The organism is Enterobacter sp. MEB024, assembly GCF_030209635.1.
Classification (GTDB): Bacteria; Pseudomonadota; Gammaproteobacteria; order Enterobacterales; family Enterobacteriaceae; genus Enterobacter; species Enterobacter ludwigii.
This window is the reverse complement of record NZ_JARVRQ010000002.1, coordinates 378,542-390,628: the sequence shown is the minus strand read 5'-3', so window position 1 is coordinate 390,628 and position 12,087 is coordinate 378,542. Positions and strand designations below refer to the sequence as shown.

Annotated in this window: 9 protein-coding genes and 2 pseudogenes; 6 read left to right on the top strand and 5 right to left on the bottom strand. The window is 51.5% G+C overall.

Annotation, left to right across the window (positions count from 1 at the left end):
• The first annotated feature begins 127 nt into the window (after nucleotides 1-127).
• The 4 genes from QRN24_RS04035 to QRN24_RS04020 all read left to right on the top strand — a co-directional run bounded on the left by QRN24_RS04035 (nucleotide 128) and on the right by QRN24_RS04020 (nucleotide 5,239).
• Nucleotides 128-517 carry a YdeI family stress tolerance OB fold protein gene (locus QRN24_RS04035; protein WP_020884197.1) on the top strand — a complete coding sequence of 130 codons (390 nt, stop codon included), beginning with the start codon at nucleotides 128-130 and terminating at the stop codon, nucleotides 515-517.
• A gap of 64 nt (nucleotides 518-581) precedes the next feature.
• Nucleotides 582-1,466: an SDR family oxidoreductase gene (locus tag QRN24_RS04030; RefSeq protein ID WP_284942373.1), complete on the top strand. Its 885-nt coding sequence runs from the start codon at nucleotides 582-584 to the stop codon at nucleotides 1,464-1,466.
• A gap of 185 nt (nucleotides 1,467-1,651) precedes the next feature.
• Complete coding sequence (locus QRN24_RS04025) at nucleotides 1,652-2,575, top strand: LysR substrate-binding domain-containing protein (protein ID WP_032681049.1); 924 nt, start codon at nucleotides 1,652-1,654, stop codon at nucleotides 2,573-2,575.
• 282 nt (nucleotides 2,576-2,857) lie between these two features.
• A complete protein-coding gene (locus QRN24_RS04020; RefSeq protein WP_284942372.1) occupies nucleotides 2,858-5,239 on the top strand; it encodes a glucose/quinate/shikimate family membrane-bound PQQ-dependent dehydrogenase in 2,382 nt (793 codons plus the stop codon).
• Nucleotides 5,240-5,295: 56 nt separating this feature from the next.
• Here the strand turns inward: QRN24_RS04020 and QRN24_RS04015 are convergent, their stop codons facing one another.
• The 3 genes from QRN24_RS04015 to QRN24_RS04005 all read right to left on the bottom strand — a co-directional run bounded on the left by QRN24_RS04015 (nucleotide 5,296) and on the right by QRN24_RS04005 (nucleotide 8,576).
• Nucleotides 5,296-6,987, bottom strand: coding sequence for a methyl-accepting chemotaxis protein (locus tag QRN24_RS04015; protein ID WP_219372983.1), 1,692 nt, complete (start codon nucleotides 6,985-6,987; stop codon nucleotides 5,296-5,298).
• A 161-nt stretch (nucleotides 6,988-7,148) separates the two neighbouring features.
• Entirely contained in the window at nucleotides 7,149-8,267 is a 1,119-nt protein-coding gene (locus QRN24_RS04010) for an S-(hydroxymethyl)glutathione dehydrogenase/class III alcohol dehydrogenase (RefSeq protein WP_284942371.1), read from the bottom strand.
• A gap of 33 nt (nucleotides 8,268-8,300) precedes the next feature.
• A complete protein-coding gene (locus QRN24_RS04005; protein ID WP_014169989.1) occupies nucleotides 8,301-8,576 on the bottom strand; it encodes a metal/formaldehyde-sensitive transcriptional repressor in 276 nt (91 codons plus the stop codon).
• 345 nt (nucleotides 8,577-8,921) lie between these two features.
• On the opposite strand from QRN24_RS04005, the pseudogene QRN24_RS04000 reads away from it, so the two are divergent.
• Nucleotides 8,922-9,593 (top strand): annotated as a pseudogene (locus tag QRN24_RS04000) (SOS response-associated peptidase).
• Between the two features lie 135 nt (nucleotides 9,594-9,728).
• The gene (locus QRN24_RS03995; RefSeq protein WP_284942370.1) at nucleotides 9,729-10,181 is read left to right on the top strand and encodes a hypothetical protein; all 453 of its coding nucleotides are present in this window, start codon (nucleotides 9,729-9,731) and stop codon (nucleotides 10,179-10,181) included.
• 485 nt (nucleotides 10,182-10,666) lie between these two features.
• On the opposite strand, the gene QRN24_RS03990 is transcribed toward QRN24_RS03995, so the two are convergent.
• Both QRN24_RS03990 and QRN24_RS03985 read right to left on the bottom strand, forming a co-directional pair.
• A complete protein-coding gene (locus QRN24_RS03990) occupies nucleotides 10,667-11,326 on the bottom strand; it encodes a hypothetical protein (protein ID WP_284942369.1) in 660 nt (219 codons plus the stop codon).
• A 143-nt stretch (nucleotides 11,327-11,469) separates the two neighbouring features.
• Nucleotides 11,470-12,065: pseudogene (locus tag QRN24_RS03985) on the bottom strand (DUF4113 domain-containing protein); the annotation flags it as partial.
• Between the last annotated feature and the right edge of the window lie 22 nt (nucleotides 12,066-12,087).

Sequence of the window (12,087 nt, the reverse complement as noted above, 5' to 3'; positions counted from 1 at the left end):
CCGTTTCGCTTATTAACCGATATTTTTGATTTCAAAAGCGAATGTTTTTAAGACTTATCACATTTGCCACATAAAGGAATAGCAACAATACTTAATAAGTCAAGACACACAAAATGAAGGATATCAGATGAAATTATCGCTTATTTCCGCTTTTTTGATATTTCTGGTACCGGCCGCATGGGCAGATAATAACGGCGGGTTACAAAAAGGTGAAGCACCGCCACCGCCGCACGCACTGGATAGCGGTTATCGTGGAACCGATGACGCACGAATTATGACCATCGATCATGCAAAAGAAATGCATGATGGTGCGACTATTTCATTACGCGGGAACCTTATTGACGGTAGCGGCGATAAGTTTGTATTCCAGGATAAAACCGGAAAAATAGACGTTATTATTCCCCAGGCAGTATTCGACGGCAGAACAGTAAAACCCGATCAGATGATCAGTATCAACGGATCGCTTGATAAGAAATCATCGCCGCCTGTCGTGCGCGTCGATCATTTGCAGAAATAATTCAGCGAAGCGTTAACGCTGCAACTATCCATCAAATCTCACCCCTTGGCTTAAGGAGTCAGCTATGAGTGATACTACACAACGTCAGAACGCTTACCCGCAACCCCCTTTCCCGGAGCAACCGCAAACGCCGCCGGGACTGGCATCAGAAATGCAACCCGTACCCGACCACGGGGAAACGAGCTATAAAGGGCATGGCCGCCTTGCCGGCAAGAAAGCATTGATCACCGGAGGCGACTCCGGTATTGGTCGCGCAGTCGCGATCGCTTACGCCCGTGAAGGGGCTGACGTCGCAATCAACTATCTGCCTGAAGAAGAGAAAGACGCGGTTGACGTCATTGAGCTTATCAAAGCGGAAGGACGCATTGCCGTCGCGCTGCCGGGTGACATCCGTGACGAGACGTTCTGCCAGAAGCTGGTAGAAGAGGCGGTGGCCAAACTGGGGGGACTGGACATTCTGGTGAATAACGCTGGTCGTCAGCAATACCGGGAATCCCTTGAAGAGCTCACCACGGAAGATTTTGACGCGACCTTCAAAACCAATGTCTATGCGCCTTTCTGGATAACCAAAGCGGCGCTGCGCCATCTGAAACCGTCGGCCTCTATCATTAATACTTCCTCGGTCCAGGCGGTTAAGCCCAGCCCTGTGCTGCTGGATTATGCCCAGACAAAAGCCTGTCTGGCGGTATTCACCAAATCCTTAGCGAAACAGCTTGGTCCAAAAGGAATACGCGTTAACGCGGTTGCCCCGGGTCCTTACTGGACGGTGCTGCAATCCAGCGGCGGCCAGCCGATGGAAAAAGTGAAAGAGTTCGGTGGTGATACCCCGCTGGGGCGTCCGGGTCAACCTGTTGAAATCGCACCGCTCTATGTCACGCTGGCCTCGGATGAATGTTCATTTACCTCCGGTCAGATATGGTGCTCTGACGGCGGTGATGGCGTGATTTAACCCGGCTATACACTGACGTAACGCTCTCAATGTGCACGAAAAGAACAAGGACGTTCTTCCTCTCCCCCTGCCAAAAAACATGTTGTAACTCAAACAGATCAAATGTTAAAAATATTTTGCTATCAAGTTATCAAAATTAAACAACTTAGCTTGTCACCCGCATCGCTCTGTTTTTAACATCGCCTATGGAAAAAAATGGTCTGTTCAGTCAGCGCATACGCTTGCGCCATTTGCATACATTTGTGGCCGTCGCTCAACAGGGAACGCTGGGGCGAGCGGCTGAAACTCTCAACCTAAGCCAGCCTGCGCTCTCCAAAACGCTGAACGAGCTGGAACAACTCACCGGAACCCGTCTCTTCGACCGCGGTCGGCTGGGGGCACAACTCACCCTCGTGGGTGAACAATTTCTTACGCACGCCGTCAAGGTTCTCGATGCGCTGAATACTGCCGGACAGTCGCTCAACCGCAAAGAGGAGCACGCCGCGGAGATTGTGCGCGTGGGTGCCCTGCCAACGGCGGCGCTCGGCATTCTGCCTCCGGTCATTGGACAGTTCCACAAACATCAGCGGCATACCACTATTCAGGTTGCCACCATGAATAACACTATGCTGCTCGCCGGGTTAAAATCCGGCGAACTGGATCTCGGTATCGGGCGCATGTCCGACCCCGAGCTTATGGGCGGGCTTAACTACGAGCTGTTGTTCCTGGAATCCCTGAAGCTGGTCGTGCGTCCCGGTCACCCTCTGCTGCAGGATACAGTGACGTTAAGCCGCGTGATGGAGTGGCCGGTGGTGGTATCCCCAAAAGGCACCGTTCCGCGTCAGAACGCCGAGACACTGCTGCAGATGCAGGGCTGCTCACTGCCTTCAGGTTGCATCGAAACGCTGTCGGCCTCGCTTTCGCGCCAGCTTACGGTGGATTATGACTACGTCTGGTTCGTTCCCTCCGGCGCGGTGAAAGATGATCTCCGCCAGGGCACGCTTACCGCACTGCCGGTGACGTCGCCAGGTGCGGGCGAACCTATCGGTATATTAACCCGCGTGGATACCCCGCTCTCCCCGGGTGCGCAGACGCTGCTCAGCGCCATCCGCAAATCCATGCCTGCCTGAGACGCCTTTACAACCTCAACCACTAACCCGTCCTGTCGACGGGTTTTTTGTTTCTGTGGTCAAAAAATGCGAAATCATCCATTAACAATTGCGTAAAACAATTTAACAGTTTTATCATAGCTACGAATTCACCAAATGGTTCGCATGCTATTTGTTAAACAGGAATTCAACCGCAAATGATGCGGATAAACCGTATAAAACCTCATCCCCTTCCGCGATTATTACCCAATTGGTACATACTCTGCACCGTTCCGCAGCGCGGGGGATTTAAAGGAGACAGAAATGGCATTTGGCAGCGCGCCACGTGGAATACCCCGTATCCTGCAGTGGCTCCTTGCCGGACTGATGACGCTCATCGGTCTGGCTGTTGGCGGCTTAGGTTTAAAGCTTGTTACCGTAGGCGGAAGTGGGTACTTCCTGATCATGGGCGTGGCGATGGTGATTGCCGCCGTCCTGATTTTCATCAACCGCACCAGCGGGATCGTCCTCTATGGCATCGCGTTTATCGCCTCGCTGTTCTGGGCCGTCAGCGATGCCGGATGGGATTTCTGGCCGCTCTTCTCGCGCCTCTTTACGTTTGCCGTGCTGGCCTTCCTCTGTGCCATCGTCTGGCCGTTTATGCGCGCAGCAAACCACAACGCCCCGAACAAAGCACCGGCGTTTGGCGTCGCGGCCGTTCTGGCGGTCGTGATGCTGGTGAGCCTCGGCTGGATGTTCAAGCCGCAAACGCTGGTGGCGGCGAATGAGCCGGTACCGGTAAAACCGGTCGCACCGGGTCAGGAGCAGAAAAACTGGGCGCACTGGGGCAATACCACCCACGGTGACCGCTTCGCCGCCCTCGATCAAATTAACAAACAAAACGTGAACGATCTGAAGGTGGCCTGGGTTGCCCACACGGGGGATATTCCTCAGAGCAACGGCTCCGGTGCGGAAGATCAGAACACCCCATTGCAAATTGGCGACACGCTGTATGTCTGTACGCCGTACAGTAAAGTCCTGGCGCTGGACGTCGACTCCGGTAAAGAGAAATGGCGTTACGACGCGAAAGCCTCGGCACCGAACTGGCAGCGTTGCCGCGGTCTGGGCTATTTTGAAGATCACAGCAGCGTGACAACGTCACAGGCAGATGCACAGCCTGCGGCATGCCCTCGTCGTCTGTTCCTGCCGACCACCGATGCGCGACTGATAGCCATCAATGCGGATAACGGCAAGGTCTGTGAAGACTTTGGCAATCGTGGCACCGTTGACCTGAGCATCGGGATGGGGGAAATCAAGCCGGGTTACTATCAGCAGACCTCCACGCCGCTGGTCGCGGGGAATGTGGTGGTGGTCGGCGGTCGTATCGCGGATAACTTCTCCACCGGCGAACCGCCGGGCGTCGTGCGTGCGTATGACGTTCATACCGGCAAGCTGGCATGGGCATGGGATCCAGGTAATCCGCAGCTGACCGGCCTTCCACCGGAAGGACAGACCTATACACGCGGCACGCCGAACGTCTGGTCTGCCATGTCTTACGATGCAAAACTGAACCTGATCTATCTGCCAACCGGCAACGCCACGCCAGATTTCTGGGCGGGTGAGCGTACGGCGCTGGATGACAAGTACAGCTCCTCCATCGTGGCGGTGGACGCCGCCACCGGTCAGGTGCGCTGGCATTTCCAGACCACCCACCACGACCTGTGGGACTTTGATCTCCCTTCCCAGCCGCTGCTGTACGATTTACCCGACGGTAAAGGTGGCACCACGCCGGTGCTGGTGCAGACCAGCAAGCAGGGCATGATCTTTATGCTCAACCGCGAAACCGGCAAGCCCGTGGCGAAAGTGGAAGAGCGCCCGGTACCGGCCGGTAACGTTGAAGGTGAACGTTACTCCCCGACCCAACCGTACTCTGTTGGCATGCCGATGATTGGCAACCAGACGCTGACCGAATCGGATATGTGGGGGGCGACGCCAGTAGACCTGCTGCTGTGCCGCATTCAGTTTAAAGAGATGCGTCACCAGGGCGTCTTCACCCCACCGGGTCTCGACCGTTCCCTACAGTTCCCGGGCTCCCTTGGCGGGATGAACTGGGGCAGCGTCTCAATCGACCCGAACAACAGCCTGATGTTCGTTAACGATATGCGCCTGGGACTGGCAAACTACATGGTACCGCGTGCCAACGTGGCGAAAAACGCCAGCGGCATCGAGATGGGTATTGTGCCTATGGACGGTACACCGTTCGGAGCTATGCGTGAACGCTTCCTGTCGCCGTTGGGCATTCCGTGTCAGAAGCCACCGTTTGGCACCATGTCAGCCGTTGACCTGAAATCAGGCAAGCTGGTGTGGCAGGTTCCGGTCGGTACGGTGGAAGATACTGGCCCGCTTGGCATTCGCATGCATATGCCGATCCCAATCGGTATGCCGACCCTGGGCGCGTCCCTCGCTACCCAGTCCGGTCTGCTGTTCTTTGCCGGCACCCAGGATTTCTACCTGCGCGCGTTTGATACCGCCACCGGAAAAGAGATCTGGAAAGACCGTCTGCCGGTCGGTAGCCAGTCCGGACCGATGACCTATATTTCACCGAAAACCGGTAAACAGTACATCATCATCAACGCGGGTGGTGCCCGTCAGTCACCGGATCGCGGTGATTACGTGATTGCCTACGCACTGCCGGATAAGCAGTAACGCAATAAAAAAGGGACCTGACGGTCCCTTTTTTTTATCCGTTTACCCCGGACGACTCAGAACGTTTCCCAGTTATCACCCGACACCGCAGGCGCAGGACGTAAAGGTGCGTTTTTCGCCGCTGGCGCAGACGAGACTGAACGGCCAGGCTTTGCGCCACTCAGACGAAATGCCCCGACTGCCTCGGTCAGACGCGCGCCCTGTTCTTCCAGGGAGGCCGCCGCCGCAGAGGCTTCCTCCACCAGCGAGGCGTTCTGCTGCGTCACTTTGTCCATCTCCGAAATTGCCTGGCTGACCTGCTCGATACCGCGGCTCTGTTCGTCGGAGGCGGCGGCAATTTCCAGCATAATATCGGTGACGCGTTTCACCGCATCGACGATGTCGTTCATGGTGTTGCCCGCGGCGACCACTTCACCGGAACCCTGATCGATCAGGGAAACCGACTCGTTGATCAGGCTTTCAATCTCTTTCGCGGCATTTGCACTTCGGCTCGCCAGGGTACGCACTTCGCTCGCCACCACCGCAAAGCCGCGTCCTTGTTCACCCGCACGCGCTGCTTCTACTGCAGCATTGAGCGCCAGGATATTGGTCTGGAACGCAATGCTGTTAATCACCGCAGTAATCTCAGAGATCTTCTTCGAACTGGTGGAGATATTGCTCATCGTTTTCACCACGCCGGAGACCATCTGGCCGCCACGGCTGGCTTTACCGGAGGCATCTTCCGCCAGCTTGCTGGCATGGTGCGCGTTATCGGCATTCTGTTTCACCGTCGCGGTCAGCTGTTCCATACTTGCGGCAGTCTGCTCAATGGCGGCCGCCTGCTGTTCGGTACGGGATGAGAGATCGGTGTTGCCAGCCGAGATTTCACTGGTTCCACGATAGATCTCTTCCGCCCCCTGGCGTACGGTGCCAACCGTGGTCTCCAGCGAGTGCTGCATGGTTTGCAGGTCGCGCGTCAGCCGGCCAATTTCGCTGCGCCCGGCGACATCATCCGGCATCGTCAGGTCGCCTTTTGCAATGTTCTCGATTCGCGTAGCAGCACGCTGAAGCGGATTGATGACCGTGCGGCGCAGCACGATAAAGGTCAGCGCGGTCAACACCAGCGCCAGGGCAAACGCCCCGACCATAAACATCAGGCCCAGCTGCGTGCGGCTGTGCGCCTGCGCCGTCAGGGCATTGGCCCGGTCGGTACGGATCTTAATCGCCTTCAGCAGGACGGCGTTATAGGCGTCATCCAGCGGGCGCGCGGATTCGTTTTCATGGTTAATGATCGCTTCAAACATGCCGTTTTTGGCAAATTTAACCATCGGCTGAAGGCCTGCGATATAGGCGTCAAAGCGTGTTTTCAGTTCGGCATCCAGCGCTTCATCCTCCGCCGTACGAACGGGGCGGTTCATGTACGCGTTAAAGCCATCCTGAGACTGCTTAATACGTTTTTCCGCCTCGCTGATGTTCTGCTTCATTGCATCCATCTCGGCGATACGGCTGGCCGCGCCAGCGTGGATCATATTGATACGCGCGGTGCGAAGATGGTTAGAACTGTTCGACAGCCCCATACGCACCTGAATTTCTGATGTGACATCCTGCTGATCGGCGTCTGCCTGCAGCAGGAAATAGCCCGCCAGACCTGAGCTCAAGGCGAACAGCAAAATAATGCCACCGAGAATGGAGGAAAACAGCGGAACCAGCCTGATATGATGCAAAAAGCTCAGCGTGCGCTGCGCCTGCATCGTTGTTGTGTTGTCCATGACCGTCGACTCTCTTGTAGGTAAGATGCGTAAAAACACGCCTGTAAAATAGTCATCGGCACGGCTGGAGATTAGCTTACGGCTAAAAGCGCAAGTCAGGTCACACTTTAGAGAAGATTATGCAGGAAACGCCAGCGGCAAAAAAACCGCTGGCAGAAGAGTTACTTGTCGCCGAAGTGAATCACGGTACGGATGGACTTACCTTCGTGCATCAAATCGAACGCGTCGTTGATTTGCTCCAGCGGCAGGCGATGGGTAATGAACGGGTCGAGCTGAATTTTCCCGACCATTGCATCTTCCACCATGCCCGGAAGCTGGGTGCGCCCTTTCACGCCGCCAAACGCTGAACCACGCCACACACGGCCGGTCACCAGCTGGAATGGACGGGTTTTGATCTCCTGGCCCGCACCGGCAACGCCAATGATGATGCTCTCACCCCAGCCTTTGTGGCAGCATTCAAGCGCGGAGCGCATCACGTTAACGTTACCGATACATTCGAAGCTGAAGTCAACGCCGCCATCGGTCATCTCAACGATCACATCCTGAACCGGCTTATCGTAGTCTTTCGGGTTCACGAAATCAGTGGCACCCATTTCGCCTGCCAGTGTGAATTTCTCCGGGTTAGTATCGACAGCGATAATACGACCCGCCTTCGCCTGCACCGCCCCCTGGATTACCGCCAGACCGATACCGCCCAGACCGAACACCGCAACGGTGTCGCCCTCTTTCACTTTTGCGGTGTTATGCACCGCGCCAATCCCGGTGGTCACGCCGCAGCCCAGCAGGCAAACTTTATCCAGCGGCGCCTGTGGGTTCACTTTCGCCAGCGAAATTTCCGCACACACGGTGTATTCGCTGAAGGTACTGGTGCCCATGTAGTGATAGATCGGTTCACCGTTATAGGAGAAGCGAGTGGTACCGTCTGGCATCAGACCTTTACCCTGAGTAGCGCGAACCGCCTGGCAGAGGTTAGTTTTGCCGGATTTACAGAACTTACACTCACCACATTCTGCCGTGTACAGCGGGATCACATGGTCACCCGGTTTCAGGCTGGTCACACCCTCGCCGACTTCCATAACAATCCCGCCGCCTTCGTGGCCGAGTACCGCCGGGAAAACGCCTTCAGGATCGTCACCCGAAAGGGTAAACGCATCGGTATGGCACACGCCGGTATGGGTAATTTTGATCAGGACTTCGCCTTTCTTCGGCGGAGCCACGTCGATTTCAACGATTTTGAGCGGCTGGCCGGGGCCAAATGCGACAGCAGCGCGAGATTTCATAATGTCTCTTCCCTTATTGTGAGGTCTGTGGGTTTATTTTAGATAAGAGCGCAGCAAATGGCCGACTTCTGCCATGCGAACGGCCCGCTGGTCCGGCGTTGTTTCCCCGGTCACCAGCTCATCTTTGAGGTGAATTTCAACCATTTCGCCCATCAGCCCATTCGCAGCACCGCGCACGGCGGCAATTTGCTGCAGGATGGCCAGACAGGGGTCGCCCGATTCCAGTGCACGCTCAAGAGCATCAACCTGCCCTCGAATGCGGCGGACGCGCGTCAGAATACGTTTTTTATCTGCGGGTGAATGCGGCATACGCCCTCCTGATACTATAGGGGGGTATTGTATCTTTTAAAACAGCTTTATGTAAACATTAGGTTTTATGTTATTATCAGGAACTTACGCGGTATGCGCAAAAGACGCTATCGGACATAAAAGGACTTTTTACTGCCCCCAAATGCTCCCAAACCTAATTTCGCCCCCCCATTTGCCCCCAAATTCACTCTTTTGCGTAGCTCCTTCCAGTTTCGAAACGCCCCACTTTACCGCCTCGCTGGCTTCAATCATCATGTCCATGTTTCAAAATCATAGACTTTTAGTGCGCAACATTTTTTTCTTCCTGCCCTATACTTTCAGTCTTACATCTGGCTGGAGGTTTCTATGTGTGGACGTTTTGCACAAGCCCAAACCCGCGAAGAATATCTGGCTTACCTAGCCGATGAAGCCGATCGTAATATCGCGTATGACCCGGAACCAATTGGCCGGTACAACGTAGCGCCCAGAACAAAAGTACTGTTGTTGAGCGAACGCGATGAGCAACTGCACCTCGATCCTGTTTTCTGGGGCTACGCGCCCGGGTGGTGGGATAAGCCGCCACTGATTAATGCTCGTGTCGAGATTGCGGCCACCAACCGAATGTTCAAGCCTCTCTGGCAACATGGCCGTGCGATCTGCTTTGCGGATGGATGGTTCGAGTGGAAAAAAGAAGGAGACAAGAAACAGCCCTACTTCATTCACCGCGCCGACGAACAGCCAATATTTATGGCGGCTATCGGCAGCACGCCTTTCGAACGTGGCGATTAGGCAGAAGGTTTTCTCATTGTGACGTCTACAGTCGACAAAGGTCTTGTTGACATTCATGATCGTAGGCCGCTGGTTTTGTCGCCAGAAGTGGCACGTGAGTGGATGCGGCAGGATATAGGCGGAAAAGAAGCTGAAGAGATAGCCGCCGACGGCTCAGTGCCAGCCGACAAGTTTGTCTGGCATGCTGTGACGCGCGCCGTTGGAAATCCGAGAAATCAGGGAGCCGAGTTAATCGAGGCTTTCCCTTAACCTTGCAATAATATCAGGTATCCTCCTGCTAAGTGCGGTAAACTAATTAACATAGAGTTATATATACATTTAGATAAATATCTAAATATATTAAGAATGACACAAGCTCATTAATTTACCCGACTGAGGTTAAACATGACAAAAATAAGTGAAAGATGGAAGCATAATGGAATCACAAAGGGTTATTGTAATATATGTGGGAAGTTTGATTTATTAACAAAAGATCATGTCCCTCCCAAATGTGCTATAACGTTAGGACCAGTTCTTCAGAAAACTGTTAGCGAGTTTTTTAACACTCGAGAACCAGTAAAACCATTAAACGCTAAAAATGGCTCTTACTTTAGAACAATATGTAGCAACTGCAATAATTATGTTTTGGGTGGGCTCGATAAAGAAATTGAGAAGGTCACCAAAGACTTTAAAGAAAAATTAAATCAATATATGACTGGATTTAAAACATCTCCATTCATTAATGTCCCATTTGAAAGTATAGCCTTTACTAAGGCCATGATTGGCCATATATTATCAGCAACTTCCGTTGAGGATTGTAAAAAAAACCTACTGAAAGCCCTTTCTATTCACCTTTGAAGGATTATGTACTTGGAAAGACTTCAAGTTATGAAGATAGCCATGACGTTTATTACTGGTTTTATCCACATAGAATGCATATCTCAGCCCAAAGTGTAGCATTTATGAATGATGGGCATATTGCTTTTATTTGCGCATTACATTTTTTTCCAATAGGGTTTATTATTACTAAAAAAATGAAGGAACGTATCCTGCTCATTCAACAAAATTAAATATTCATGACAAATTCCTTACATTTAATATGACCTCTGTTAATTATGAATATACCACATTCCCCTTTGTTAGACTAAAAGATAATCAGATGTATGCCATGAGTAATGGACATACTTGCGTTAGTTATCCGATAATAAAATGACGCAAAACCAGTTGAAAAAATCAAAATTTAAACGCCTTGTTATTTTAATTATTATGCGAGCAGTATAACCCTACTCGCATAAGAATGATGACTAATGGGAACAAACTTGATGTTTACATGCTTATAATAATTATTTAGAACGCAAAGTTTCCAGTTTTAATTTTAGTACTATTATTTGACGATCAATAACCTTGAACCCATTAACGATAACCTCCCTCAACTCACTATCAATATTTTTAATACCTTGAGCGTAATCAATCATCACTGCAATTTTAGCATCATACAACCTTTGATACATTTCTTTATCTTTATTATTATCAGCCATATCAAAGAAAATCTTTTCGTACTCTGCTACAAGTTGATTATTCCCCTTAAATGATTGTACTAGAGAGCGAGCGTAAGTGTAAATGTTAATTATGGAATCTCTTGCTGCATCATCCAGCTTTGCGATTAATTTTGCATTTTGCTCATAGAAAGTAAAGTTATCATCTCCAATAGGAAAGCTAATCAATAACATTTCGCCTGGCTTGATTTCTTCAATATGCTTTTGCATTCTCTTGTTATAAATATTGATTAAGGTTGAAATTTCTCCCTTGACACCTTTTAATACAGATAGCTGTAGTTCTAAATCACTTCTTTCAGTTTCGGCTCGTGTGATTTTAGCCTCCCGATCAACTCCTCGAAGTGTAAACAAGCCACCTATAAGTGCTCCTATCAAAGCAGTGATGAAGGATGATAACCATTCAGGTATAGTATTTAAAAATAGACTGACCTCACTCATAATTCCCATTTTGGCCCCATTACAATTAAAGTTTAACAGAGAATATATATCCTAAACGAGCAAGATGATCATTTCATATCATACTATTAACTAAATTACACCTTATCTTTCATATCCGTTATTTGATTTGAACATAATTATTCCAATATCATTTAACGTATTATAATGAGATCAGAGTATCTCGTCGTGTAACGAGGAGATAACATTTCTCGTTTCATCTCCCACTGCTGTTGTATGCCCTGACCGGCAAAGAAGAGCGTACCTTTTCCCTCTTTTGCATTCAAGTGATCCAGCACCTCCATCATCTTAGTTTCTCAGCACCACGGGCCGCATAACTGCAGATAGCCTGGCGCATCTGTTCGTACTCGGTGACGCGTTCTCCGAATGACTGGCTGCAGACGATTTCCTGCTTTGCTGGTGCAAACTCTTCTAGATCGAGGCATGGCTCACCACGCAACTCCCTGACCGTTCGCTCAAGTACCACGTTAAAGTGTTTCCGGATAATCCAGGTGCTTTGTTCTGAGAGGTCCAGAGCCGTTTTGATGCCCATAGCGTTCAGCTTCTTACTGATGCGCCTGCCTACGCCCCATACATCTTCTACAGGCACGATAGCCAACAACCGACGCTGGCGGTCGATATTGGACAAATCGACCACCCCGCCTATCTGGCGCTGCCATTTCTTGGCTGCAATTTCGCCCCAACCGTCCAGGTTGAGCGAATAAAGTGCGTTAACAATGATTGCTGCGTGCTGCGGGGCGCGTACTGGTTCC